The sequence below is a fragment of the Streptomyces sp. NPDC006384 genome (genome assembly GCF_042870695.1).
Lineage (GTDB): Bacteria > Actinomycetota > Actinomycetes > Streptomycetales > Streptomycetaceae > Streptomyces.
In genome coordinates this window covers 112,267-137,419 of record NZ_JBIAHR010000006.1, presented here as the reverse complement: position 1 = coordinate 137,419, position 25,153 = coordinate 112,267, and the positions used below count along the sequence as shown (strand labels likewise).

The window sequence follows — 25,153 nt, the reverse complement described above, 5'->3', positions numbered from 1 at the left end:
CACGACGGACCGGCTTCTTCGCGTGATCACGCCGCCGCCGGCAGGTCCGGACGCAGGGGCCAGGCCGGGTCCACCGCCTCCTCGCTCCCGTTCAGCGCGAACCACGCCTGCAGCCCGCGCGCCTGCCCCGCGTGCCACACCGCCTGCAGCGTGTGCAGCTCGGCGGGGGACAGGCGCTCCAGCCGCGCCTGGAAGCGACACCCCACCGCCCGTACGACCTCCAGCGCGGCCTGCGCGTCCGCCGCCGCGTCGTGCGCGTCCGCCAGCTCGACGCCGTAGTGCGCGCACAGGTCGGTGAGGGTGCGACGGCCCTTGCGGTAGCGGTCCAGGTGCTTGTCGAGCACCCGCGGATCGAGGACACACAGCGACGTCCGCTCCAGCCGGGCCGCCAGCGACGAGGCCCGGTGACGGCGCAACTCCCGGTCCAGCAACGTCAGATCGAACGGCGCGTTCATCACCACGAGCGGCCGCCCCGCCCGGGCCTGCTCGCCCAGCAGCTCGGCTATCTCGTGCATCACCGGCGCCGGCCAGCGCCCGTTGCGCTGCAGATACTCCTCCGTCAGCCCGTGCACCGCCGTCGCCGACTCCGGCACCGGCACACCCGGATTCACCAGCCAGCGGCTCACCCGGGGCCGCAGCCCCGGGGCGTCCTGCACGACCAGGGCCGCCGAAACGATCCGGTCGTTCTCGACGTCCACACCCGTCGTCTCCGTGTCGAAGGCCGCCAGCGGCCCCTCGAACCAGCACGTCATAGGGCACTCAACTCCTCGTCCCGGCAGGGCAGCCGACGCGCCGTCGTCCGTCCCGGTCCGGTGATACCCGGGCTGTTTGCGGCGTACGCCGGAAGGACACAACAGGAGTACGGGTCTTTGCAGTTCAGCGGCCCGCAGCGCGGATACACCAGTTCTGGAAGGCTGTCGGCCATGGCCATAGCGCAGCCCGAACGGGGCGGGCTGCTGCCCGAGCGCACGGCACCCGTCCGCGGCTCCCTCGCCACCACCGCCTGCATGGAGACCCTGCAGGTCGGCTATCTGCACGCGGTCGCCGCCGCGGCCGGCTGCTCGCTGTCCCAGCCCTTCCCGGACAACGGCATCGACTGGCACGTCAGCCACAGCGCGCCCGGACACACCGTCGACGACGAGGTCACCATCAAGGTGCAGCTCAAGGCGACCTACCAGATCCCGCCGAGCCCCCCGGGCCGCTTCTTCTCCTTCACCCTCGACAACGACCACCTGGCCAAGCTCGCCCGCACCCCGGTCTCCGTGCACAAGATCCTGGTCGTGATGATCGTCCCGCGCTCCCGCGACCAGTGGCTGCGCGCCGGCCACGACCGCCTGGACCTCAGGCACTGCTGCTACTGGACCAACCTCGCCGGACACCCGGTCACCGGCCGGCACCGCACCACCGTGCGGATACCGACCGCGCGGGTCTTCGACGACCGGGCGCTGTGCGAGATCATGACGCGGGTCGGGACGGGAGGGAAACCATGACGCACCGCCCCACCCACGAACCCCTGCGCCCCGTCCGCCCGCACCCCGCGATCGCGGGCGGCGACACCTGCGACGGCGCCCCGCCCGACCCCGCCGCCGTCGACCCGGCCGTGCTCGCCGCCCTGCTGCACCGGCACGGCTGGCACCGGCGCGGCGGCGCCCCGGGCCGCTACGGCCGCTGGACCCCGCCCGGCCCCGGCGGCGGCGCCACCAGCCTGCTGGTGCCCGACAGCCGCGCCTTCCCCGACAGCGACGACCTGCTCGCCGAGGCACTGCTCGCCCTGTCCCGCAGCGCCGCGCCCTCCGCCCGCGAGATCCTCGTCTCCCTCGCCGTACCCAGCGACGAGATCCGCTGGTGGCGCGACCTGCCGGCCGGCCCCGCAGGCACCGCGGCCTGGCCGGTGGAGGAGCACCTGCGCTCCGCCGCCCGCGGCATCCTGCTCGCCGGCGCCCTCGCCACCCGCGTCCGGGCCGGCTACCACGGCGCCCGGCACCGCCGCGCCGCCGCCGCGGCCCTGGCCGACGTCCTGGTCGGCCCCGTCACCGACGGCCGCCGGCTCACCGCGTTCGTGCCCGTCACCACCGGCCGCCCCCTCGCCGTCCGCCTCCACCAGGCCCTCTTCGCCACCCGCGAGGCCGTCGACTACCGGCGCGCCACCGGCGCCATGGACGCCTTCGACAGCGCCGTCGCGGCGGGCGTCAGCCACGAACTCACCGAGGCGCTCGTCGCCCTCGTCCGGGGCACCGAGGGCGCCCGGATCGCTGTCGCCTGGGCCCCGGCCGCCGGGGTTCCCGAGGGCTGCGCCGCCTCCGCCGAACCCGTCGAATTCTCGCCCGGCGACCTGCCCGCCCTGCGCGAGGCCGGCGCCCGCTACCTGCGCGCCGAGCCCTCCGTGCCGGTACGGCTCACCGGCACGGTCGTGAGGATGCGCAGGGCCGGGCCGCGCGGCGCCGGCACCGTACGGCTGCGGGTCCTCGCCGGGGCCGACGTCCCGCACGTACGGATCACGCTCGACGAGGAGGCGTACCGCATCGCCGGGCACGCGCACCTGGTCGGGCTGCCCGTGCGCGTGCTGGGACGGCTGGAGAGCCGGGGCGGGTTCCGCCGCCTCACCGGCGCCTGCGAGGTCACCCCCGTACAGGTCGACGACGCCGAGCGGGACCGGCTGCTGAAGGCCCTCCAGGAGAACCTGGACGTCTTCGGGGAGGCCTGCGGAGGGGAATGATTTCGACCGGGGCGGGCCCGGGTCGGTACGATCGCCCTCATGCGTGCGCTCCGGTATGGCGCCGCAGTCCCACTTCAGTCAGGAGAGACCGGTGTCAGACGTCCGTGTGATCATCCAACGCGATTCCGAGCGGGAAGAACGCGTGGTGACTACGGGCACTACGGCCGCCGAGCTCTTCGCCGGCGAGCGCTCGGTCATCGCCGCCCGCGTCGACGGCGAGCTCAGGGACCTCGCGTACGAGCTGAGGGACGGCGAGACCGTCGAGGGCGTCGAGATCTCCTCCGAGGACGGCCTGAACATCCTGCGCCACTCCACCGCGCACGTCATGGCCCAGGCCGTGCAGGAACTCTTCCCCGAGGCCAAGCTGGGCATCGGCCCGCCGGTCAAGGACGGCTTCTACTACGACTTCGACGTCGAGAAGCCCTTCCACCCCGATGACCTCAAGGCCATCGAGAAGAAGATGCAGGAGATCCAGAAGCGCGGCCAGCGCTTCTCGCGCCGCGTCGTCACCGACGAGGAGGCCCGCGAGGAGCTCGCCGACGAGCCGTACAAGCTGGAGCTGATCGGCCTCAAGGGCTCCGCGTCCCACGACGACGGCGCGGACGTCGAGGTCGGCGCCGGCGAGCTGACGATCTACGACAACCTGGACGCCAAGACCGGCGAGCTGTGCTGGAAGGACCTCTGCCGCGGTCCCCACCTGCCCAGCACCCGCAACATCCCGGCGTTCAAGCTGATGCGCAACGCCGCCGCCTACTGGCGCGGCAGCGAGAAGAACCCGATGCTCCAGCGCATCTACGGCACCGCCTGGCCCACCAAGGACGAGCTGAAGGCGCACCTGGAGTTCCTCGCCGAGGCCGAGAAGCGCGACCACCGCAAGCTCGGCTCCGAGCTCGACCTGTTCTCCATCCCGGAGCAGATCGGCTCCGGCCTCGCCGTCTTCCACCCCAAGGGCGGCATCATCCGCCGGGTCATGGAGGACTACTCGCGGCGCCGCCACGAGGAGGAGGGCTACGAGTTCGTCTACACCCCGCACGCGACGAAGGGGAAGCTCTTCGAGACCTCGGGCCACCTGGACTGGTACGCCGACGGCATGTACCCGCCCATGCAGCTCGACGAGGGCGTGGACTACTACCTCAAGCCCATGAACTGCCCGATGCACAACCTGATCTTCGACGCGCGCGGGCGGTCCTACCGCGAACTGCCGCTGCGTCTGTTCGAGTTCGGGACCGTGTACCGGTACGAGAAGTCGGGCGTCGTGCACGGCCTGACCCGCGCCCGCGGCTTCACCCAGGACGACGCGCACATCTACTGCACCCGCGAGCAGATGGCGGAGGAGCTCGACAAGACGCTCACCTTCGTCCTGAACCTGCTGCGCGACTACGGCCTGACCGACTTCTACCTGGAGCTGTCCACCAAGGACCCGGAGAAGTTCGTCGGTACCGACGAGGCGTGGGAAGAGGCCACCGAGACGCTGCGCCAGGTCGCCGAGAAGCAGGGTCTGCCCCTGGTCCCGGACCCGGGCGGTGCCGCCTTCTACGGGCCGAAGATCTCCGTGCAGGCGCGCGACGCCATCGGCCGCACCTGGCAGATGTCGACCATCCAGCTCGACTTCAACCTGCCGGAGCGCTTCGACCTGGAGTACACCGGCGCGGACGGCGCCAAGCAGCGCCCGGTCATGATCCACCGCGCGCTGTTCGGCTCGATCGAGCGGTTCTTCGCGGTGCTGCTGGAGCACTACGCGGGCGCGATGCCGCCGTGGCTCGCCCCGGTGCAGGCGGTCGGCATCCCCGTCGGCGACGCGCACGTCGAGTACCTGGAGCAGTTCGCGGCGGACGCGAGGAAGAAGGGGCTGCGGGTCGAGGTGGACTCCTCCTCGGACCGCATGCAGAAGAAGATCCGCAACCAGCAGAAGCAGAAGGTCCCGTTCATGATCATCGTCGGCGACGACGACATGAACGCCGGCACGGTGTCCTTCCGCTACCGCGACGGGTCGCAGGAGAACGGAATCCCCCGTGACCAGGCGATCGCCAAGCTGCTCGATGTGGTGGAGCGTCGCGTCCAGGTGTGAGTGGTCCCCGCCGGCGCGGGTGCGATGAGGGTCGGCCCCTGGGAAGGGGCCGACCCTCACCCCGTGTCCCGCCCGGTGGCGAATATGCTGGCACGCATGACGAGTGAGCCGGAGCAGCAGATCGGAGTGGGGACGCCGGACGCGTTCCAGCGTCTGTGGACGCCCCACCGGATGGCCTACATCCAGGGTGAGAACAAGCCCACCGGCCCCGGCGCCGAAGACGGCTGCCCCTTCTGCTCGATCCCGGCGAAGTCCGACGAGGACGGCCTGGTCGTGCGGCGTGGTGAGCTGGTCTACGCAGTGCTCAATCTGTATCCCTACAACGGCGGCCACCTCATGGTCGTCCCCTACCGGCACGTCGCCGACTACACCGACCTGACGGAGGCGGAGACCGCGGAGCTCGCGGAACTCACCAAGCAGGCCATGAGGGCGCTGCGCGGGGCCTCCGGGGCCCACGGGTTCAATCTGGGCATGAACCAGGGCACGGTGGCCGGTGCCGGTATCGCCGCCCACCTGCACCAGCACGTCGTGCCCCGCTGGGGCGGCGACACCAACTTCCTCCCCGTGATCGGGCACACGAGGATCCTGCCGCAGCTCCTGGCCGACACCCGCAAGATGCTGGCGGAGGCCTGGCCGGCGGGCTGACCGGCGCGTCCGCACGCCTCCGGCCGGACCGCCGGGGGCCTACGCGTCGTACAGGTCGGCCTTCTTCGGGGACGGGTCCTGCACCGCCGTGCTGAGGAACGCCGAGCGCGCGCCGAACTTCTCCGTGTCCACGCCGTTCTCCTCCAGCACCTTGATCGCCGCCGAGTGCACCACCCGCAGCACCGGCGTCGCCGCCCGCAGCGCGTCGTCGGCCATGAAGCGGTGGCGCCACGGCTGGTCCGCCCAGGCGTGCCGCAGGCCGAAGGGCTCGGGCAGGCCGATCGTGCCGCCGAGCCAGTTCAGCAGCGGCGGGTACCAGGTGAGCGGGGCGCGCACCGCGAGCCGTACCACCTCGTTGGCGGTGACCAGCGGGAGCATCACCTTGCGCGTCTCCCACGGCTTGAACGACTTGGCGACCTCCTTGGAGGGGGCCTCCGGCTTGGTCGTGAAGAGCGGGTTGACCGGGCCCAGGGCGTGGCCGGTGACCTCGATGCGCAAGGTGGCGTGCAGCACGGTCACCGTGATCATCATCGTGAGGACCAGCTGGCCGTCCCACAGCGTCCACTGGACGCCCAGGTAGTGCCGGTCGCCGGCGCCGAACTGCTGCTTGTTGCAGATCTCCTGGACCGCGTGCGGCTTGACCTGGTAGGCCTCGACGTCCGTGCCCTCCGGGCGGGACACCGCCTTGGCGTTCTCGCCGATCGGCGTGACGATCCAGTGCCGTATGGAGGGCGTGGGGAAGCCGCCGGTGTTCAGGGGGCCGCGCTGGAGCATGCTCAGCTGGTCGTGGATGGCGCGTATGACGTCCCAGCTGCGGAACGGGTGGATCTCGCGGGTCGGGTCGGCCGGGACGAGTTCCTCGGCGAGCTGCCAGCTGCCCCAGCGGGTGCCCATGCCGAGGATGCCCTTGGGGCCGGCGTAGAAGACGGAGTTGGACTGCTGCTCGGCGCCGAGCCTGGCCAGGGACTGGCGGAGCTGTTCGGCCGCGGTCTCGTTCGGGTTGCTGGGGACGGCCTCGGGGACCTTGGCGCCGACGCCGCTGCCGGACAGCAGTCCGTCCCAGCGCTCCCGCAGATCCCGGGCGGTGGCCTCGCAGATCCGCTTGGCCCAGAACCAGCCGATGACGGGCGCCACCACGGCCGCCCGCGCGTACCACGCCCAGAAGCCGGAGAACGGCATCCTGAGCAGGAACAGCAGGGCCAGGGCGGCGATCGCGACGAGCACGGCGGTGCCCAGGGCGCCGGCCCGCCTGTTCTCCGACTTGGTGACGGTGGTGCGGATCTGGAAGCCGAGCAGCCAGACCAGCGTGCCCGGCAGGAACAGCAGTCCGCACACCACGCTCACCAGGGTGAGCCGGTTGTCGCGGGCCTTGCGGATGCCGTTGGCCGCCAGGCAGTGCTCCACGACCACCTGCGGTTCGGCCCCGAAGGACTGGATGAGCGGCTTGCGGTCGCCGCCGAGCATGCGGTCGGTCACCGCGCGGGAGAAGGCCTCGCCGAGGTTGGGGCGGAAGATGGTGGCCCAGGAGCGGCCCGGGTTGACGGTCGTCTGGTGCCACTCGTTGTCGGCCTTCTTGATCTCCTCCACCGGGTTGTCCCGGTAGGCGGCCGAGGCCAGCGCGAAGGTGGCCGTCTGCCCCCCGTCGTCCGTACGCGGAACCTGCGGTCCGAAGAAGTCCGCGTAACCGCCGTCAACGGCCATTCCCGCCCCCGATCGCCACCACTCGTCGCTCCTGCGGCCTTCCCGACTTCCCTGCCCCGCACACTTGTTGATCAGTGCATCAGCGTATCCGCCGTCGCCGCTCCGCGTCACCGGACGGCCGAAGGCGCCCCCGCGCACGCGGTCCGGCCTCCCGGTGCGCCCTCGTGCGCCGGGGCGCACGCCACCGGCGCGGGCCTGCCCGCGCCGGTGGACGCCGGCGGCCGGGGCGTCGCGTCCGGCTCGCGCGGTGCCGTCACGGTGTCGCTACAGCGCCGCTACGATGCCGCACCCACCTCCCCGCGCAGGCGTTCCGCGACCTGGGGCGGCATCGGTTCGTGCCGGGCGTAGCGGCGGTCGAAGCGCGCGGTGCCGTGGGAGAGGGAGCGCAGGTCGACGGCGTACCGGCCGATCTCGAGCTCGGGCACCTCGGCCCGGATCAGGGTCCGCCCGCCGGCCGTCTGCTCGGTGCCGAGCAGACGGCCGCGCCGCCCCGACAGGTCGCTCATCACGGCGCCCACGTAGTCGTCGCCGACCAGCACGCTCACCTCGGCCACCGGCTCGAGCAGGTGGATCCTCGCGTCGGCGGCGGCCTCGCGCAGGGCCAGCGCGCCGGCCGTCTGGAAGGCCGCGTCGGAGGAGTCCACCGAGTGGGCCTTGCCGTCCCGCAGGGTGACGCGGACGTCGATCAGCGGATGGCCGGAGGCGACGCCCTTGGCGGCCTGGGCGCGCACGCCCTTCTCGACCGAGGGGATGAACTGCCGGGGGACCGCCCCGCCGACCACCTTGTCGACGAACTCGATGCCGGAGCCGCCCGGCAGCGGCTCCACCTCGATCTCGCAGACGGCGTACTGTCCGTGCCCGCCGGACTGTTTGACGTGCCGGCCGCGTCCGGTCGCCCGGCTCCCGAACGTCTCGCGCAGGGCCACGCGGTGGGGGACGACGTCGACCTGGACGCCGTACCGGTTGCGCAGCCGTTCCAGGGCGACGTCGGCGTGGGCCTCGCCGAGGCACCACAGGACCACCTGGCGGGTGTCCTGGTTGTGCTCGAGGCGCATCGTCGGGTCCTCGGCGACGAGCCGCGCGAGACCCTGGGAGAGCTTGTCCTCGTCGGCCTTGCTGTGCGCCCGGATGGCGAGCGGCAGCAGCGGGTCGGGCATCTCCCAGGGGGCCATCAGCAGCGGGTCGTCCTTGGCGGAGAGGGTGTCCCCGGTCTCCGCGCGGCTCAGCCTGGCCACGCACGCCATGTCACCGGCGATCACATGGGAGACCGGCCGCTGCTGCTTGCCGAAGGGGGTCGACAGGGTGCCGATCCGTTCGTCGACGTCGTGGTCCTCGTGGCCGCGGTCGGCCAGGCCGTGCCCGGAGACGTGCACCGTCCGGTCGGCGCGCAGGGTGCCGGAGAACACCCGCACGAGGGAGATCCGGCCGACGTACGGGTCGGAGGAGGTCTTGACGACCTCCGCGACCAGCGACTCGTCGGGGTCGCACATCCGCAGCTCGCGGGGTGTGCCGTCGGGGGTGGTCACCCGGGGCGCCTCGCGCTCCAGGGGGGTAGGGAAGCCGCGGGTGACCAGCTCCAGCAGTTCCACGGTGCCGAGCCCCTGCCGGGCCCCCTCGGCGGCGGGGGCGGCGGGCAGGACGGGGAAGAACGCGCCGCGGACGACGGCCCGTTCCAGGTCCTCGATCAGGGTCTTGACGTCGATCCGCTCGCCGCCGAGGTAGCGGTCCATGAGGGTCTCGTCCTCGCTCTCCGCGATGATCCCCTCGATCAGCCGGTTGCGGGCCTCGTCGATCACCGGCAGCTGGTCCCCGACCGGTGCGGACTCCTCGCGGGTGCCGGAGGAGTAGTCGAACAGCCGCTGCGTCAGCAGTCCCATCAGCCCCGTCACGGGAGCGTGCCCGTCGGGTCCCTGAGGGCCGCGCAGCGGCAGGTACAGGGGCAGCACCGCGTCCGGGTCGTCCGCGCCGAAGGCCTCGGCGCACAGGCGCGTCATCTCCTCGAAGTCCGCCCGGGCGGCTTCCAGATGCGTGACGACGATGGCGCGGGGCATGCCGACGGCCGCGCACTCCTCCCACAGCATGCGGGTCGAGCCGTCCACCCCGTCGGAGGCCGAGACGACGAAGAGGGCCGCGTCCGCGGCGCGCAGACCGGCCCTGAGCTCACCGACGAAGTCGGCGTACCCGGGGGTGTCCAGCAGGTTGATCTTGATGCCGTCCCATTCCACCGGCACCAGGGAGAGCTGCACCGAGCGCTGCTGCCGGTGCTCGATCTCGTCGTAGTCCGAGACGCAGCCGCCGTCCTCCACGCGGCCCGCCCGGTTCACGGCTCCCGCGGTCAGCGCGAGAGCCTCCACCAGGGTCGTCTTGCCCGATCCGGAGGGGCCGACCAGCACCACGTTCCGTACGGACGCGGGACGGTCGGCCGCCGCTGCCCTGCCGGCGGCTCCGGGGTGGTTGTGTGCCTTGTCGCCCATGGCCTTGCCTCCCGTGCGCGGTGAGGTCGTCGGGGGCGCGGACACGCGGGACCGCGTGCACTGACGGCTCCGGCGACGCCCGCGGTCCTTCGAGATTCCCACTCCCGTCACCCCGCGTCCATACGAGGGACGTGCGCCGGCCGGAGCGGGGTGCCGTCCGGTCACGGAACGGCCGTCGCCCGGTCGCGGAACGGGGTCGCGCGGGCCGGCTTCGGGTGCCCGTCCGCCGCCCGTGCGCGCGCGTGACTACGATGGGCCAGCCGGTGGCCAGCAAGGGCCGCGCGGCCACACCGACCGTCGGGAAGGCCATGCTGAACAAGTACGCGCGTGCATTTTTTACGCGTGTCCTCACACCGTTCGCCGCGTTTCTCATCCGCAGGGGCGTCAGCCCCGACACGGTCACGCTCATCGGCACCGCCGGAGTGGTCGCGGGTGCGCTGGTCTTCTACCCCATGGGCGAGTTCTTCTGGGGCACGGTCGTGATCACGCTCTTCGTGTTCTCCGACCTCGTCGACGGCAACATGGCCCGCCAGCTCGGCCGCTCCAGCCGCTGGGGCGCCTTCCTGGACTCCACCCTCGACCGGGTCGCCGACGGTGCGATCTTCGGCGGGCTGGCCCTCTGGTACGCGGGCCGCGGCGACGACAACGTCCTGTGCGCCGTGTCGATCTTCTGCCTGGCCAGCGGGCAGGTGGTGTCGTACACCAAGGCGCGCGGCGAGTCGATCGGCCTGCCGGTCGCCGTCAACGGCCTGGTCGAGCGGGCCGAGCGGCTGGTGATCTCCCTGGTCGCCGCCGGTTTCGCGGGGCTGCACAAGTTCGGTGTGCCCGGCATCCAGTACCTGCTGCCCGTCGCCCTGTGGATCGTCGCCGTCGGCAGCCTCGTCACGCTGGTCCAGCGCGTCGTCACGGTCCGCCGGGAGTCCGCCGAGGCGGACGCCGCCGCGCAGGAGAACCAGGGCACCGAGGCGGCCAAGTGAGCCTCCAGGAACGACTGTCCGACGCCCTGTACGGCGCCGGCTGGAGCACCGTCAAGAAGCTTCCCGAGCCGGCCGCCGTACGCCTCGGCCGTACCGTGGCGGATCTCGCCTGGAAGCAGCGCGGGGCGGGCGTGCGGCGGCTGGAGAGCAACTACGCGCGCGTGGTGCCCGGCGCGGGGCCCGAGCGGCTCGCGGAGCTCTCCCGCGCGGGCATGCGCTCGTACCTGCGGTACTGGATGGAGTCCTTCCGGCTGCCCGCCTGGAGCGCCGAGCGCGTCAGGGCGGGCTTCGTCCCCGAGGGGCTGCACCACCTGACCGACGGCCTGGACGCGGGCAAGGGCGTCGTCCTCGCCCTGCCGCACCTGGCCAACTGGGACCTCGCCGGCGCCTGGGCCACCACCGCACTGGGCATTCCGTTCACGACCGTCGCCGAGCGCCTCAAGCCGGAGTCCCTCTACGACCGCTTCGTCGCCTACCGCGAGGGCCTCGGCATGGAGGTCCTCCCGCACAGCGGCGGCACCGCCTTCGGCACCCTCGCCCGGCGGCTGCGCGACGGCGGCCTGGTCTGCCTGGTCGCCGACCGCGACCTGTCCGCCTCCGGAGTGGAGGTCGACTTCTTCGGCGAGACGGCCCGCATGCCGGCCGGCCCCGCCCTGCTCGCCCAGCAGACCGGCGCGCGGCTGCTGCCGGTGACACTCTGGTACGACGACTCGCCGGTCATGCGGGGCCGGGTCCATCCGCCGGTCGAGGTGCCCGGGACGGGTACGCGGCGTGAGAAGACGTCCGTCATGACACAGGCGCTGGCCGACGCCTTCGCCACGGGGATCGCCGAGCATCCGGAGGACTGGCACATGCTGCAGCGCCTGTGGCTGAAGGACCTCGACCCGGCCAAGGCGCCCGGCGGCGGGCGGGACGCCTCGTGAGGATCGGCATCGTCTGCCCGTACTCCTGGGACGTGCCGGGCGGCGTCCAGTTCCACATCCGGGACCTCGCCGAGTACTTCATCCGCCTCGGCCACGAGGTGTCCGTCCTCGCCCCCGCCGACGACGACACCCCGCTGCCGCCGTACGTCGTCTCGGCCGGGCGCGCGGTTCCGGTGCCGTACAACGGCTCGGTGGCCCGCCTGAACTTCGGCTTCCTGTCGGCGGCCCGGGTACGGCGCTGGCTGCACGAGGGCGCTTTCGACGTCATCCACATCCACGAGCCGACCTCACCGTCGCTGGGCCTGCTCACCTGCTGGGCGGCGCAGGGCCCGATCGTGGCCACCTTCCACACGTCCAACCCGCGCTCCCGCGCGATGATCGCCGCGTACGCGATCCTCCAGGCCGCCCTGGAGAAGATCAGCGCCCGGATCGCGGTGAGCGAGTACGCCCGCCGCACCCTCGTCGAGCACCTGGGCGGCGACGCGGTCGTGATCCCCAACGGCGTCGACGTCGGCTTCTTCGCGAACGCCGAGCCCCGGCCCGAGTGGCAGGGTGACACGATCGGCTTCATCGGACGCATCGACGAACCCCGCAAGGGCCTGCCGGTGCTGATGCGGGCCCTGCCGAAGATCCTCGCCGCCCGCCCGCAGACCCGGCTGCTGGTCGCCGGGCGCGGCGACGAGAAGGAGGCGGTGGCCTCCCTGCCCGCCGAACTGCGCCCCCGGGTGGAGTTCCTCGGCATGATCAGCGACGAGGACAAGGCGCGTCTCCTGCGCAGCGTCGACCTGTACGTGGCGCCCAACACCGGCGGCGAGAGCTTCGGCATCATCCTCGTCGAGGCCATGTCGGCGGGCGCCCCCGTGCTCGCCTCCGACCTGGACGCCTTCGCCCAGGTCCTCGACCAGGGGGCGGCCGGCGAACTGTTCGCCAACGAGGACGCCGACGCCCTGGCCGACGCGGCGCTGCGGCTGCTGGCCGACCCCGAGCGCCGGGCCGGACTGCGGGAACGGGGCAGCGCGCACGTACGGCGCTTCGACTGGTCGACGGTGGGCGCGGACATCCTCTCCGTCTACGAGACGGTGACGGCGGGCGCGGCGGCGGTGGCGGCGGACGAGAGGGCCACGGGCCTGCGCGCGCGGTTCGGCCTGGCGGCGAAGGACTGAGACGCCCGCCGCGGAGGCGCCCGCCCCGTCCCGCGGAGCGCTCCCGTAGGGTTGCCGCCCGTGACTCCCACCCTCATCTGGATCCTGGTCGTCCTCATCGCGATCGGCCTGTACCTGAGCTGGACGGCGGGCCGGCTGGACCGTCTGCACGCCCGCATCGACGCCGCCCGTGCCGCGCTCGACGCCCAGCTGCTGCGCAGGGCCTCCGTGGCCCAGGAGCTGGCCACCTCGGGTGTGCTGGACCCTGCCGCCTCCATCGTGCTGTACGAGGCCGCGCACGCCGCCCGGCAGGCGGAGGAGGAACAGCGGGAGGTCGCCGAGAGCGAGCTGAGCCAGGCCCTGCGGGCCGTGTTCGCCGACCAGCTCCAGGTGGACGCCCTGCGCGAGGCCCCCGGCGGCGAGGAGGCGGCCCGCGAACTGGCCGAGGCGGTGCGCCGGGTACCGATGGCCCGGCGTTTCCACAACGACGCGGTGGGGGGCGCACGCAGGCTGCGTGAGCACCGCAAGGTCCGCTGGTTCCGGCTCGCCGGGCACGCCCCGTTCCCGCTGGCCTTCGAGATGGACGACGAGCCGCCGGCGGCCCTGGTCGACCGGGCCACCTGACGGGGAGGGCCGCCCGCCGGGGCCACCGGCGCGGCCTTCCGCCCGCCACCCCTCGGACACCGGCCCCCAAAAGGAGCCACCGGCTGCCTATTGGCCCTTGCTGTGGCCTGCTCCCGTCGCGTTTCCTCAGTGCTGCAGCAACTCCTCTTTCTCACCAGCGAGGTACCCGTGTCCAGCACGCTCTCCGAAAACCAGGCCCCCGAGACCGGCACCGCCCGCGTGAAGCGCGGCATGGCCGAGCAGCTCAAGGGCGGCGTGATCATGGACGTCGTCACGCCCGAGCAGGCGAAGATCGCCGAGGACGCGGGCGCCGTCGCCGTCATGGCCCTGGAGCGCGTCCCCGCCGACATCCGCAAGGACGGCGGCGTGGCCCGCATGTCCGACCCAGACATGATCGAGGGCATCATCGACGCCGTCTCGATCCCCGTGATGGCCAAGTCCCGCATCGGCCACTTCGTCGAGGCCCAGGTCCTGCAGTCCCTCGGCGTCGACTACATCGACGAGTCCGAGGTCCTCACCCCGGCCGACGAGGTCAACCACTCCGACAAGTGGGCCTTCACCACCCCCTTCGTCTGCGGTGCCACCAACCTCGGTGAGGCCCTGCGCCGCATCGCCGAGGGCGCGGCCATGATCCGCTCCAAGGGCGAGGCCGGCACCGGCAACGTCGTCGAGGCCGTCCGCCACCTGCGCCAGATCAAGAACGAGATCGCCCGGCTGCGCGGATACGACAACAACGAGCTGTACGCCGCCGCCAAGGAGCTGCGCGCCCCGTACGAGCTGGTCAAGGAGGTCGCCGAGCTGGGCAAGCTCCCGGTGGTCCTCTTCTCCGCCGGCGGTGTCGCCACCCCCGCCGACGCCGCGCTGATGCGCCAGCTCGGCGCCGAGGGCGTCTTCGTCGGCTCCGGCATCTTCAAGTCCGGCGACCCCGCCAAGCGCGCCGCCGCCATCGTGAAGGCCACCACCTTCTACGACGACCCGAAGATCATCGCGGACGCGTCCCGCAACCTCGGCGAGGCCATGGTCGGCATCAACTGCGACACCCTCCCCGAGACCGAGCGCTACGCCAACCGCGGCTGGTAAGGCACCGATCCCATGAGCGACACCCCCGTCATCGGCGTCCTGGCCCTCCAGGGCGACGTACGGGAGCACCTCGTCGCCCTGGCCGCGGCCGACGCCGTGGCCAGGCCGGTGAGGCGCCCCGAGGAACTCGCCGGGGTCGACGGCCTCGTGCTGCCCGGCGGCGAGTCCACCACCATCTCCAAACTGGCCGTCCTCTTCGGCGTGATGGAGCCCCTGCGCGCACGGGTGCGGGACGGCATGCCGGTCTACGGCACCTGCGCCGGCCTGATCCTGCTCGCCGACAAGATCCTCGACCCGCGCTCCGGCCAGGAGACGGTCGGCGGCATCGACATGATCGTGCGCCGCAACGCCTTCGGACGGCAGAACGAGTCCTTCGAGGCGGCCGTCGGCGTCGAGGGCGTCGAGGGCGGCCCCGTGGAGGGCGTCTTCATCCGCGCCCCCTGGGTCGAGTCCGTGGGCGCCGGTGCCGAGGTGCTCGCCGAGCACGACGGCCACATCGTCGCCGTCCGCCAGGGCAACGCGCTGGCCACCTCGTTCCACCCGGAGCTGACCGGCGACCACCGCGTCCACCGCCTCTTCGCCGACATGGTGCGCGCGAACGGGGCCCCGGGGTCCTTGTAGGATTCCTCCGTTCGTACAAAGACGGGTTACGCGAAGGAGACAGGCAGATGTCCGGCCACTCTAAATGGGCCACGACGAAGCACAAGAAGGCCGTCATCGATGCCAAGCGCGGCAAGCTCTTCGCGAAGCTGATCAAGAACATCGAGGTCGCGGCCCGCATGGGGGGCGCCGACCCCGAAGGCAACCCGACGCTGTACGACGCCATCCAGAAGGCGAAGAAGCAGTCGGTCCCCAACAAGAACATCGACTCCGCGGTCAAGCGCGGCGCCGGCCTGGAGGCCGGTGGCGCCGACTACGAGACGATCATGTACGAGGGTTACGGCCCCAACGGTGTCGCGGTGCTCATCGAGTGCCTCACCGACAACCGCAACCGCGCCGCCTCCGACGTCCGCGTCGCCATGACCCGCAACGGCGGCTCCATGGCCGACCCGGGTTCGGTGTCGTACCTGTTCAACCGCAAGGGCGTCGTGATCGTCCCCAAGGGCGAGCTGACCGAGGACGACGTGCTCGGCGCCGTCCTGGACGCGGGCGCCGAGGAGGTCAACGACCTCGGCGAGACCTTCGAGGTCATCAGCGAGGCCACCGACCTGGTCGCGGTCCGCACCGCCCTCCAGGACGCCGGCATCGACTACGAGTCCGCCGACGCCAACTTCGTCCCGACCATGCAGGTCGAGCTCGACGAGGAGGGCGCCCGCAAGATCTTCAAGCTGATCGACGCGCTGGAGGACAGCGACGACGTGCAGAACGTCTTCGCCAACTTCGACGTCAGCGACGAGGTCATGGAGAAGGTCGACGCGTAGCGCCCGCACGCGCGATGGCATCCCGGCGGGCCGGAGGGACACGTCCCCCGGCCCGCCGCCGTTGTCGGTGGTACCCGATAGCCTGCACAAACAGGTGATCGAGGGAAGGCGTGGACGTGCGCGTACTGGGGGTGGACCCGGGGCTGACCCGCTGCGGCATCGGTGTCGTCGAGGGCGTCGCGGGCAGGCCGCTGACCATGCTCGGCGTCGGCGTCGTCCGCACCCCCGCCGACGCCGACCTCGGCCACCGCCTCGTCGCCGTCGAGCAGGGCATCGAACAGTGGCTGGACGAGCACCGGCCGGAGTTCGTCGCCGTGGAGCGCGTCTTCAGCCAGCACAACGTCCGTACCGTGATGGGCACCGCCCAGGCCAGCGCCGTCGCCATCCTGTGCGCCTCCCGGCGCGGCATCCCCGTCGCCCTGCACACCCCCAGCGAGGTCAAGGCCGCCGTCACCGGCAGCGGACGCGCCGACAAGGCCCAGGTGGGCGCCATGGTCACCCGCCTGCTGCGGCTGTCCGCGCCCCCCAGACCCGCCGACGCCGCCGACGCCCTCGCCCTCGCCATCTGCCACATCTGGCGCGCCCCCGCGCAGAACCGGCTCCAGCAGGCCGTGGCCCGGCACACCTCCACCACCCCCTCCCGGACCCCCCGGGCAACGAAAGGCCGTACGGCATGATCGCCTTCGTCAGCGGCACGGTCGCCGCCCTCGCCCCCGACACCGCGGTGGTCGAGGTCGGCGGGGTCGGCATGGCCGTCCAGTGCACGCCGAACACGCTCTCCGCCCTCCGCGTCGGCAAGCCCGCCAAGCTCGCCACCTCCCTCGTCGTCCGCGAGGACTCCCTGACCCTGTACGGCTTCGCCGACGACGACGAACGCCAGGTCTTCGAACTGCTCCAGACCGCCAGCGGCGTCGGCCCCCGCCTGGCCCAGGCGATGCTCGCCGTGCACCGCCCCGACGCCCTGCGCAGAGCCGTCTCCACCGGCGACGAGAAGGCGCTGACCGCCGTTCCCGGCATCGGCAGGAAGGGCGCCCAGAAGCTCCTGCTGGAACTGAAGGACCGCCTCGGCGAACCGGTCGGCGCTCCCGCCGTCGGCGCCCCGGCCGGCGCCGGCTGGCGCGACCAGCTGCACGCCGCCCTCATCGGTCTCGGGTACGCGACCCGGGAGGCCGACGAGGCCGTGTCCGCCGTGGCGCCCCAGGCGGAGGCCGCCGGCGGCACGCCCCAGGTGGGGCAGCTGCTCAAGGCCGCCCTGCAGACACTGAACCGCGCCCGATAGCCCGTAGCGAAAACCGAGGCACACCTCATGAACTGGGACGACACGACCGACACCGAGGCCGCGGGGGAACGGCTGGTGGACTCGGTCGCCGACGGCGAGGACCAGGCCGTGGAGGCGGCCCTGCGCCCCAAGGACCTGGGCGAGTTCATCGGCCAGGAGAAGGTCCGCGAGCAGCTCGACCTCGTCCTGCGCGCCGCCCGCGCCCGCGGGGCCACCGCCGACCACGTTCTGCTCTCCGGCGCCCCCGGCCTCGGCAAGACCACCCTCTCGATGATCATCGCGGCCGAGATGGGCGCCCCCATCCGCATCACCTCCGGGCCCGCCATCCAGCACGCCGGCGACCTCGCCGCGATCCTCTCCTCCCTCCAGGAGGGCGAGGTGCTCTTCCTCGACGAGATCCACCGCATGTCGCGGCCCGCCGAGGAGATGCTCTACATGGCGATGGAGGACTTCCGCGTCGACGTCATCGTCGGCAAGGGCCCGGGAGCCACCGCCATCCCGCTCGAACTGCCCCCCTTCACCCTGGTCGGCGCCACCACACGCGCGGGCCTGCTGCCGCCCCCGCTGCGCGACCGCTTCGGCTTCACCGCGCACATGGAGTTCTACGGACCGGCCGAGCTGGAACGCGTCGTGCACCGCTCGGCCGGACTGCTCGACGTCGAGATCGACCCGGCCGGCGCCGCCGAGATCGCCGGCCGCTCCCGCGGCACCCCCCGCATCGCCAACCGCCTGCTGCGCCGCGTCCGCGACTACGCCCAGGTCAAGGCCGACGGCCGGATCACGCAGGAGATCGCCGCCGCCGCCCTCGCCGTCTACGAGGTCGACGCCCGCGGCCTGGACCGCCTCGACCGGGCCGTGCTGCAGGCCCTGCTCGGACTGTTCGGCGGCGGCCCGGTCGGCCTGTCCACGCTCGCCGTCGCCGTGGGGGAGGAGCGTGAGACAGTGGAAGAGGTGGCCGAACCCTTCCTCGTCCGGGAGGGTCTGCTCGCCCGCACCCCCCGCGGACGGGTGGCCACCCCCGCCGCATGGGCGCACCTCGGCCTGACCCCGCCGCACGCGCAGTCCTCCGGAAACGGACAACAGGACCTGTTCGGGACGTGACGTCCCCGTCACGGCAGGCACATTGGCCGTGGCAGGAACCCCAGTGCCATGCTGAGCGTTGTTCCCTGCGCGCGGACTCGCTTAGACTCCGCCGATGCCGCCCCTGCCGGCGGCGCACACACCCCCAACCATCAGGCCGCTCGCCATCTGCGGTCGTGTGAAGGAAGTACCGACCCGTGAGTCTCGTGACCCTCCTCCCGTTCATCGTGCTCATCGGGGCCATGTTCCTGATGACCCGGTCGGCGAAGAAGAAGCAGCAGCAGGCCATCGACATGCGGAACCAGATGCAGCCCGGTTCCGGTGTCCGCACCATCGGGGGCATGTACGCCACGGTCAAGGAGGTCAACGAGGACACGGTCCTCCTCGACGCCGGCCCGGGCGTCGAGCTGCTCTTCGCGAAGAACTCGATCGGTGCCGTCCTCAGCGACGACGAGTACAACCGCATCGTCCACGGCATCGAGCACGACCTGAAGTCCGACGCCGAGACCGTCCCGGACGATGTCTCCTCCCTCACCGAGACCGGTGCCTCCGCCGACGACTCCGACGACAAGCCCGTCGACCTCGGCAAGAAGGACGTGGCCGACGAGCCGACGGCCGACGCCACGACCGCCGAGGCGAAGACGGACGAGCAGTCGAAGAAGTCCGACGGCGGCTCCGAGGCGAAGTAGCCGGGTCCCGGGGTGCGCGGTCGGTTCGCGTGCACCCCGCGCGACGCGCGGCTCGCGCGGATCTCCACACCATGTGATGGCCGTCCGTGCGCCGACCCGGCGTGCGGCGGCCCGAGAGGGAGTACGAACAGGTGGTAGCACCTAAAAAGGGAAAGAACGCGAGCGTCCAGAGCAAGCCCGGGCGCTCGCTGGCCCTGATCGTGATCGTCGTCGCCGCGCTCACGGGAGGCATGTTCGCCTCCGGACACACGACTCCGCGTCTCGGTATCGACCTCGCCGGCGGAACGAGCATCACGCTCCGGGCGGTCCCCGAGGCCGGCCAGGAGTCGGCGATCAACAAGACCAACATGGACACCGCGGTCGACATCATGAACCGCCGCGTCAACGGTCTGGGTGTCTCCGAGGCCGAGGTGCAGACCCAGGGCGACCGGAACATCATCGTCAACATCCCCAAGGGCACCAACTCCAAGGAAGCCCGGGCCCAGGTCGGCACCACCGCCAAGCTCTACTTCCGCCCGGTCGTCGCCACCGAACTCTCCGGCCCCGCGGGGACCGCCAGCCCCGCGCCGAGCGCCTCCGGCAGCGCCGGTGACAAGGCGACCGGCACGGCCACCGACAAGGCGACCGAGCCGGACAAGGCCGGCTCGTCCCCGTCCGGCTCCGCCTCGCCCGGCGCCACCTCCCAGGGCCGTGCGCTCACCGACGCCCTGAAGGCCGACCCCAGCCCCTCCGCCTCCGGCAAGCCCTCCGGCACCGCCGCCCCGTCCCCGAGCGCCAGTGCCTCCGGCGACGACGCGACCGCCGCGCTCCAGGCCCAGTACGCGGCGCTCGACTGCACGGACGAGTCGGCCCGCGCCAAGGCCGGCGACGGTGCCAAGCCCGGCGACTCGACGGTGGCCTGCGGCCAGAACGCGCAGGGCCAGTGGCAGAAGTACATCCTCGGCCCCGCCGCGGTCGACGGCACCGACGTCGACAAGGCCGACGCCGTCTTCAACACGCAGACGGCCGCCGGCTGGACCGTCACGATGAAGTTCACGGACTCCGGCGCCAAGAAGTTCGCGGACATCACCGGCAAGCTGGCCCGGAACCAGACCCCGCAGAACCAGTTCGCCATCGTCCTGGACAACGAGGTCGTCTCCGACCCCTACGTCAGCCAGGCCCTGACCGGCGGCAACGCGGAGATCTCCGGCAGCTTCGGCCAGGAAGAGGCTCAGAGCCTCGCCAACATGCTGTCCTACGGCGCCCTGCCGCTGACCTTCAAGGAGGACAGCGTCACCACCGTCACCGCCGCGCTCGGCGGTGAGCAGCTGCAGGCCGGCCTGATCGCCGGCGCCATCGGCCTCGCGCTGGTCGTCCTCTACCTGCTGGTCTACTACCGCGGCCTGTCGTTCATCGCCATCGCCTCGCTGCTGGTGTCCGCCGGACTCACCTACGTGATCATGTCCCTGCTCGGCCCGACCATCGGCTTCGCGCTGAACCTGCCGGCCGTGTGCGGAGCCATCGTCGCCATCGGCATCACGGCGGACTCGTTCATCGTGTTCTTCGAACGCGTCCGCGACGAGATCCGTGAGGGCCGCTCGCTGCGTCCCGCGGTCGAACGCGGCTGGCCGCGTGCCCGGCGCACCATCCTGGTCTCCGACTTCGTGTCGTTCCTCGCCGCCGCGGTGCTCTTCATCGTCACCGTCGGCAAGGTCCAGGGCTTCGCGTTCACGCTGGGTCTGACCACGCTGCTCGACGTGGTGGTGGTGTTCTTCTTCACCAAGCCGCTGCTCCAGCTCATGGCCCGCCGCAAGTTCTTCGCGAGCGGCCACAAGTGGTCCGGCCTCGACCCGAAGAGCCTGGGTGCCAAGCCGCCGCTGCGCCGCACCCGCCGTCCGTCCGCCGGCCCCGTCGAACCGAAGGAGGCGTGAGAGATGTCGAAGCTCGGCAAGCTCGGCGCCCGGCTGCACCATGGCGAGGTCGGCTACGACTTCATCAAGAACCGCAAGATCTGGTACGGCATCTCCATCCTGATCACCATCACGGCCATCGTCGGCCTGGCGGTGCGCGGTCTGCACATGGGCATCGAGTTCCAGGGCGGTGCGGTCTTCACCACCCCGAAGAACATGAGCGCCTCGGTCTCCCAGGCCGAGTCGTACGCGGAAGAGGCCTCCGGCCACGACGCCATCGTCCAGAAGCTCGGCGACGGCAGCCTGCGCATCCAGATCGCGGGCATCGACACGGCCAAGTCGGACCAGATCAAGGACGACCTCTCCAAGGACCTGAAGGTCGACGCGGAGAAGATCAACGCCGACCTGGTCGGCCCCAGCTGGGGCGACCAGATCGCGAACAAGGCCTGGCAGGGCCTGGCGATCTTCATGGTCCTCGTCGTGATCTACCTGGCGATCGCCTTCGAGTGGCGCATGGCGCTCGCCGCGTTCATCGCGCTGATCCACGACATCACCATCACGGTCGGCATCTACGCCCTCGTAGGCTTCGAGGTCACACCGGGCACGGTGATCGGTCTGCTCACGATCCTCGGTTACTCGCTCTACGACACGGTCGTCGTCTTCGACAGCCTCAAGGAGCAGACGAAGGACATCACCAAGCAGACCCGCTGGACCTACAGCGAGATCGCCAACCGGTCGATCAACAGCACCCTGGTCCGCTCCGTCAACACCACGGTGGTCGCGCTGCTGCCGGTGGGCGGCCTGCTGTTCATCGGCGGCGGTGTCCTCGGCGCGGGCATGCTCAACGACATCTCGCTGTCGCTGTTCGTGGGCCTCGCGGCCGGCGCGTACTCCTCGATCTTCATCGCCACACCGCTGGTCGCCGACCTCAAGGAGGCCGAACCGCGGATGAAGTCCCTCAAGAAGCGCGTCCTCGCCAAGCGCGCCCAGATCGCCGCCAACGGCGAGCCGGAGGAGGCACCGGTCACCGGCGGGCCGTACGCCGAGGACGAGCCCGAGGGCGCCGCGGCAGCGGTGGCCGGTCCCCGCAACCAGCCCGCGTCCCGCAGCCGGGGCCGCGGCCGACCCTCGGGGAAGCGCCGATGACCGACATCCAGGAGCTGCTGCTCAGCCGTATCCGGGACGTCGCCGACTACCCGGAGCCGGGCGTGGTGTTCAAGGACATCACCCCGCTGCTGGCCGACCCGGCGGCGTTCACCGCGCTCACCGACGCCCTCGCCGAGGTCGCCGGGCGCACCGGTGCCACCAAGGTCGTCGGTCTGGAGGCACGGGGCTTCATCCTGGGCGCCCCGGTCGCCCTGCGGGCCGGCCTCGGCTTCGTCCCCGTCCGCAAGGCGGGCAAGCTGCCCGGAGCCACCCTCGGCCAGGCCTACGACCTGGAGTACGGATCGGCCGAGATCGAGGTGCACGCCGAGGACCTGGACGCCGACGACCGCGTGCTGATCGTCGACGACGTCCTCGCCACCGGAGGCACCGCCGAGGCCGCCGTCCAGCTCATCCGCAGGGCCGGCGCCCAGGTCGCGGGCCTCGCCGTGCTGATGGAGCTGGGCTTCCTCGACGGCCGCGCCCGGCTCGTGCCCGCACTGGCCGGCGCCCCGCTGGAGGCGCTGCTCACCGTCTGACGCGGCCCCGCGCCGCACCCCGAGGCGGGCCCGGAGGAATCCGGCGCCCGCCTCCGGTGTTTCCCCGTCGAGGGTCCCTTCCACATCGGCCTGAAGGCGATCCCCGGGCGCAGGATCGCTACCATGGGGTTTCCGGAGCCTGACCGGGGGACCCGGATCGCGCACGAGGAGTCCTCTTGCCAGACGAGGCCCAGCCACTGACCGCCGCCAAGCCCGAGTCCGCCTCGGCCGCGGCGAAGCCCGCGCCGAGCGGGCCGCAGGCGAAGAACGACACCCGCGGGCCGATCCAGCACGCCCCGGCCGCGCCCGTCGACAAGCCCGCCGGGCAGCAGCCGGGCCCCAAGCCGCCCACGCCGCCCGAGCGCGAACGCAACGCCCCCGTGGTCCGCGCCCCCGCCGGCCAGCCGGCGCGCTCCGGTTCCTCCAACCGCGTCCGCGCCCGCCTCGCCCGCCTCGGCGTGCAGCGCGCCAACCCGTACAACCCGGTCCTGGAGCCCCTGCTGCGGATAGTGCGCAGCAACGACCCCAAGATCGAGACCGCGACCCTGCGCCAGATCGAACGCGCCTACCAGGTCGCCGAGCGCTGGCACCGCGGCCAGAAGCGCAAGAGCGGCGACCCGTACATCACGCACCCCCTCGCCGTCACCACCATCCTCGCCGAACTCGGCATGGACCCGGCCACGCTGATGGCCGGCCTGCTGCACGACACCGTCGAGGACACCGAGTACGGCCTGGAGGACCTGCGCCGTGACTTCGGCGACGTCGTCGCCCTGCTCGTCGACGGCGTCACCAAGCTGGACAAGGTCAAGTTCGGCGAGGCCGCCCAGGCCGAGACCGTGCGCAAGATGGTCGTCGCCATGGCCAAGGACCCCCGCGTCCTGGTCATCAAGCTCGCCGACCGCCTGCACAACATGCGCACCATGCGCTACCTCAAGCGCGAGAAGCAGGAGAAGAAGGCGCGCGAGACCCTGGAGATCTACGCGCCGCTCGCCCACCGCCTGGGCATGAACACCATCAAGTGGGAGCTGGAGGACCTCGCCTTCGCGATCCTCTACCCCAAGATGTACGACGAGATCGTCCGCCTGGTCGCCGAGCGCGCCCCCAAGCGCGACGAGTACCTCGCCGTCGTCACCGACGAGGTCCAGCAGGACCTGCGCGCGGCCCGCATCAAGGCGACCGTCACCGGCCGCCCCAAGCACTACTACAGCGTCTACCAGAAGATGATCGTCCGCGGCCGTGACTTCGCGGAGATCTACGACCTGGTGGGCATCCGCGTCCTGGTGGACACCGTCCGCGACTGCTACGCGGCGCTCGGTACGGTCCACGCCCGCTGGAACCCGGTTCCGGGGCGGTTCAAGGACTACATCGCGATGCCCAAGTTCAACATGTACCAGTCGCTGCACACGACGGTCATCGGGCCGGGCGGCAAGCCGGTCGAGCTGCAGATCCGCACCTTCGACATGCACCGCCGCGCCGAGTACGGCATCGCCGCGCACTGGAAGTACAAGCAGGAGGCCGTCGCCGGCGCCTCCAAGATCCGTACGGACGCGCCCAGGACGACGGGCAAGGGCAAGGACGACCACCTCAACGACATGGCGTGGCTGCGCCAGCTGCTGGACTGGCAGAAGGAGACCGAGGACCCCGGCGAGTTCCTCGAGTCCCTGCGCTTCGACCTGTCCCGCAACGAGGTCTTCGTCTTCACCCCCAAGGGCGACGTCATAGCGCTCCCCGCCGGGGCCACCCCCGTGGACTTCGCCTACGCCGTCCACACCGAGGTCGGTCACCGGACCATAGGGGCACGCGTCAACGGACGCCTCGTCCCGCTGGAGTCCACGCTGGACAACGGCGACCTGGTGGAGGTCTTCACCTCCAAGGCGGCCGGCGCCGGCCCCTCCCGCGACTGGCTCGGCTTCGTCAAGTCCCCGCGGGCCCGCAACAAGATCCGCGGCTGGTTCTCCAAGGAACGCCGCGACGAGGCGATCGAGCAGGGCAAGGACGCCATCGTCCGCGCCATGCGCAAGCAGAACCTGCCGATCCAGCGCATCCTCACCGGCGACTCCCTGGTCACGCTCGCGCACGAGATGCGCTACTCGGACATCTCCGCGCTGTACGCGGCGATCGGCGAGGGGCACGTCTCCGCGCAGAACATCGTGCAGAAGCTGGTCCAGGCGCTCGGCGGCGAGGAGGCCGCCACCGAGGAGATCGACGAGTCGGTACCGCCCTCGCGCGGTCGCGGCCGCAAGCGCCGTGCCAGCGCCGACCCGGGCGTCGTCGTCAAGGGCGTCGAGGACGTGTGGGTCAAACTGGCCCGCTGCTGCACGCCCGTCCCCGGTGACCCGATCATCGGCTTCGTCACCCGTGGCAGCGGTGTGTCGGTCCACCGCAGCGACTGTGTGAACGTGGACTCGCTCTCCCGCGAGCCCGAGCGCATCCTCGACGTGGAGTGGGCGCCCACCCAGTCCTCGGTCTTCCTGGTCGCCATTCAGGTCGAGGCGCTGGACCGCTCCCGGCTGCTGTCGGACGTCACCCGCGTGCTCTCCGACCAGCACGTCAACATCCTCTCCGCGGCCGTCCAGACCTCCCGCGACCGCGTGGCGACCTCCCGCTTCACCTTCGAGATGGGCGATCCGAAACACCTCGGGCACGTCCTGAAGGCCGTACGGGGCGTGGAGGGCGTGTACGACGTGTACCGGGTGACGTCGGCGCGCAGGCCGTCGTAGGCCCGCGGACCGGACGGCGCGGCACATGCGAGAGGGGCTCCCG

At 71.8% G+C, this 25,153-nt stretch carries 22 protein-coding genes; 19 read left to right on the top strand and 3 right to left on the bottom strand.

What is annotated here, in order from left to right; all coding sequences use genetic code 11:
• Positions 1–26: 26 nt before the first annotated feature.
• Entirely contained in the window at positions 27–752 is a 726-nt protein-coding gene (locus ACFYOJ_RS09845) for a 3'-5' exonuclease (protein WP_356553978.1), read from the bottom strand.
• Positions 753–923: 171 nt separating this feature from the next.
• Between ACFYOJ_RS09845 and ACFYOJ_RS09840 the strand changes: the two genes are divergently transcribed.
• The 4 genes from ACFYOJ_RS09840 (at position 924) to ACFYOJ_RS09825 (ending at position 5,429) form a co-directional block, all read left to right on the top strand.
• Positions 924–1,490, top strand: coding sequence for a DUF4365 domain-containing protein (locus ACFYOJ_RS09840; protein ID WP_356553980.1), 567 nt, complete (start codon positions 924–926; stop codon positions 1,488–1,490).
• The gene (locus ACFYOJ_RS09835; RefSeq protein ID WP_356553981.1) at positions 1,487–2,716 is read left to right on the top strand and encodes a hypothetical protein; all 1,230 of its coding nucleotides are present in this window, start codon (positions 1,487–1,489) and stop codon (positions 2,714–2,716) included. The genes ACFYOJ_RS09840 and ACFYOJ_RS09835 overlap by 4 nt, the downstream gene beginning before the upstream one ends.
• Positions 2,717–2,807: 91 nt before the next feature.
• Positions 2,808–4,784, top strand: a complete 1,977-nt coding sequence (gene thrS, locus ACFYOJ_RS09830; protein WP_356553983.1) for a threonine--tRNA ligase — start codon at positions 2,808–2,810, stop codon at positions 4,782–4,784.
• 84 nt (positions 4,785–4,868) lie between these two features.
• The gene (locus ACFYOJ_RS09825; RefSeq protein ID WP_356553985.1) at positions 4,869–5,429 is read left to right on the top strand and encodes an HIT domain-containing protein; all 561 of its coding nucleotides are present in this window, start codon (positions 4,869–4,871) and stop codon (positions 5,427–5,429) included.
• A gap of 39 nt (positions 5,430–5,468) precedes the next feature.
• Here the strand turns inward: ACFYOJ_RS09825 and ACFYOJ_RS09820 are convergent, their stop codons facing one another.
• Positions 5,469–7,130, bottom strand: a complete 1,662-nt coding sequence (locus ACFYOJ_RS09820) for a hypothetical protein (protein ID WP_356553987.1) — start codon at positions 7,128–7,130, stop codon at positions 5,469–5,471.
• A 275-nt stretch (positions 7,131–7,405) separates the two neighbouring features.
• Positions 7,406–9,604 (bottom strand): elongation factor G-like protein EF-G2, encoded by a 2,199-nt coding sequence (locus ACFYOJ_RS09815; protein ID WP_356553989.1) that lies wholly within the window; start codon positions 9,602–9,604, stop codon positions 7,406–7,408.
• 251 nt (positions 9,605–9,855) lie between these two features.
• Here ACFYOJ_RS09815 and pgsA point away from each other — a divergent pair, with 251 nt between their 5' ends.
• From pgsA to relA, 15 genes are all read left to right on the top strand, one after another.
• A complete protein-coding gene (gene pgsA / locus ACFYOJ_RS09810; RefSeq protein ID WP_356554071.1) occupies positions 9,856–10,581 on the top strand; it encodes a phosphatidylinositol phosphate synthase in 726 nt (241 codons plus the stop codon).
• Positions 10,578–11,504, top strand: coding sequence for a phosphatidylinositol mannoside acyltransferase (locus ACFYOJ_RS09805; RefSeq protein WP_356553991.1), 927 nt, complete (start codon positions 10,578–10,580; stop codon positions 11,502–11,504). The genes pgsA and ACFYOJ_RS09805 overlap by 4 nt, the downstream gene beginning before the upstream one ends.
• Complete coding sequence (locus tag ACFYOJ_RS09800; RefSeq protein ID WP_356553993.1) at positions 11,501–12,667, top strand: glycosyltransferase family 4 protein; 1,167 nt, start codon at positions 11,501–11,503, stop codon at positions 12,665–12,667. Before ACFYOJ_RS09805 ends, ACFYOJ_RS09800 begins: the two co-directional genes overlap by 4 nt.
• A gap of 60 nt (positions 12,668–12,727) precedes the next feature.
• Positions 12,728–13,270 carry a hypothetical protein gene (locus tag ACFYOJ_RS09795; RefSeq protein WP_356553994.1) on the top strand — a complete coding sequence of 181 codons (543 nt, stop codon included), beginning with the start codon at positions 12,728–12,730 and terminating at the stop codon, positions 13,268–13,270.
• Positions 13,271–13,438: 168 nt separating this feature from the next.
• Entirely contained in the window at positions 13,439–14,350 is a 912-nt protein-coding gene (gene pdxS / locus ACFYOJ_RS09790) for a pyridoxal 5'-phosphate synthase lyase subunit PdxS (RefSeq protein WP_356553996.1), read from the top strand.
• A gap of 12 nt (positions 14,351–14,362) precedes the next feature.
• Positions 14,363–14,971 carry a pyridoxal 5'-phosphate synthase glutaminase subunit PdxT gene (gene pdxT / locus ACFYOJ_RS09785; RefSeq protein ID WP_356553998.1) on the top strand — a complete coding sequence of 203 codons (609 nt, stop codon included), beginning with the start codon at positions 14,363–14,365 and terminating at the stop codon, positions 14,969–14,971.
• A 47-nt stretch (positions 14,972–15,018) separates the two neighbouring features.
• Positions 15,019–15,771 carry a YebC/PmpR family DNA-binding transcriptional regulator gene (locus ACFYOJ_RS09780; RefSeq protein ID WP_356554000.1) on the top strand — a complete coding sequence of 251 codons (753 nt, stop codon included), beginning with the start codon at positions 15,019–15,021 and terminating at the stop codon, positions 15,769–15,771.
• A 116-nt stretch (positions 15,772–15,887) separates the two neighbouring features.
• Positions 15,888–16,448, top strand: coding sequence for a crossover junction endodeoxyribonuclease RuvC (gene ruvC / locus ACFYOJ_RS09775; protein WP_356554073.1), 561 nt, complete (start codon positions 15,888–15,890; stop codon positions 16,446–16,448).
• Complete coding sequence (gene ruvA / locus ACFYOJ_RS09770) at positions 16,445–17,050, top strand: Holliday junction branch migration protein RuvA (protein ID WP_356554002.1); 606 nt, start codon at positions 16,445–16,447, stop codon at positions 17,048–17,050. The genes ruvC and ruvA overlap by 4 nt, the downstream gene beginning before the upstream one ends.
• 27 nt (positions 17,051–17,077) lie before the next feature.
• A complete protein-coding gene (gene ruvB / locus ACFYOJ_RS09765; RefSeq protein ID WP_356554004.1) occupies positions 17,078–18,151 on the top strand; it encodes a Holliday junction branch migration DNA helicase RuvB in 1,074 nt (357 codons plus the stop codon).
• 176 nt (positions 18,152–18,327) lie between these two features.
• Entirely contained in the window at positions 18,328–18,819 is a 492-nt protein-coding gene (gene yajC, locus ACFYOJ_RS09760; RefSeq protein ID WP_356554006.1) for a preprotein translocase subunit YajC, read from the top strand.
• Between the two features lie 131 nt (positions 18,820–18,950).
• Positions 18,951–20,729, top strand: a complete 1,779-nt coding sequence (gene secD / locus ACFYOJ_RS09755; protein WP_356554007.1) for a protein translocase subunit SecD — start codon at positions 18,951–18,953, stop codon at positions 20,727–20,729.
• Positions 20,730–20,732: 3 nt separating this feature from the next.
• Complete coding sequence (gene secF / locus ACFYOJ_RS09750) at positions 20,733–21,854, top strand: protein translocase subunit SecF (protein ID WP_356554009.1); 1,122 nt, start codon at positions 20,733–20,735, stop codon at positions 21,852–21,854.
• Positions 21,851–22,390 (top strand): adenine phosphoribosyltransferase, encoded by a 540-nt coding sequence (locus ACFYOJ_RS09745; RefSeq protein WP_356554011.1) that lies wholly within the window; start codon positions 21,851–21,853, stop codon positions 22,388–22,390. Before secF ends, ACFYOJ_RS09745 begins: the two co-directional genes overlap by 4 nt.
• A 176-nt stretch (positions 22,391–22,566) precedes the next feature.
• On the top strand, positions 22,567–25,110 hold the full coding sequence (gene relA / locus ACFYOJ_RS09740; protein WP_356554013.1) for a GTP pyrophosphokinase: 2,544 nt from the start codon (positions 22,567–22,569) through the stop codon (positions 25,108–25,110).
• Positions 25,111–25,153 lie beyond the last annotated feature (43 nt).

Excerpts from the sequence above, each read along its gene's own strand:
- ACFYOJ_RS09845 (WP_356553978.1), bottom strand. The coding sequence starts at position 752 with ATGACGTGCTGGTTCGAGGGGCCGCTGGCGGCCTTCGACACGGAGACG.
- pgsA (WP_356554071.1), top strand. The coding sequence starts at position 9,856 with ATGGGCCAGCCGGTGGCCAGCAAGGGCCGCGCGGCCACACCGACCGTC.
- ACFYOJ_RS09825 (WP_356553985.1), top strand. The coding sequence starts at position 4,869 with ATGCTGGCACGCATGACGAGTGAGCCGGAGCAGCAGATCGGAGTGGGG.
- ACFYOJ_RS09780 (WP_356554000.1), top strand. The coding sequence starts at position 15,019 with ATGTCCGGCCACTCTAAATGGGCCACGACGAAGCACAAGAAGGCCGTC.
- secF (WP_356554009.1), top strand. The coding sequence starts at position 20,733 with ATGTCGAAGCTCGGCAAGCTCGGCGCCCGGCTGCACCATGGCGAGGTC.
- ACFYOJ_RS09815 (WP_356553989.1), bottom strand. The coding sequence starts at position 9,604 with ATGGGCGACAAGGCACACAACCACCCCGGAGCCGCCGGCAGGGCAGCG.
- ACFYOJ_RS09820 (WP_356553987.1), bottom strand. The coding sequence starts at position 7,130 with ATGGCCGTTGACGGCGGTTACGCGGACTTCTTCGGACCGCAGGTTCCG.
- ACFYOJ_RS09840 (WP_356553980.1), top strand. The coding sequence starts at position 924 with ATGGCCATAGCGCAGCCCGAACGGGGCGGGCTGCTGCCCGAGCGCACG.
- pdxT (WP_356553998.1), top strand. The coding sequence starts at position 14,363 with ATGAGCGACACCCCCGTCATCGGCGTCCTGGCCCTCCAGGGCGACGTA.
- ACFYOJ_RS09745 (WP_356554011.1), top strand. The coding sequence starts at position 21,851 with ATGACCGACATCCAGGAGCTGCTGCTCAGCCGTATCCGGGACGTCGCC.
- ruvA (WP_356554002.1), top strand. The coding sequence starts at position 16,445 with ATGATCGCCTTCGTCAGCGGCACGGTCGCCGCCCTCGCCCCCGACACC.
- ACFYOJ_RS09835 (WP_356553981.1), top strand. The coding sequence starts at position 1,487 with ATGACGCACCGCCCCACCCACGAACCCCTGCGCCCCGTCCGCCCGCAC.
- ruvB (WP_356554004.1), top strand. The coding sequence starts at position 17,078 with ATGAACTGGGACGACACGACCGACACCGAGGCCGCGGGGGAACGGCTG.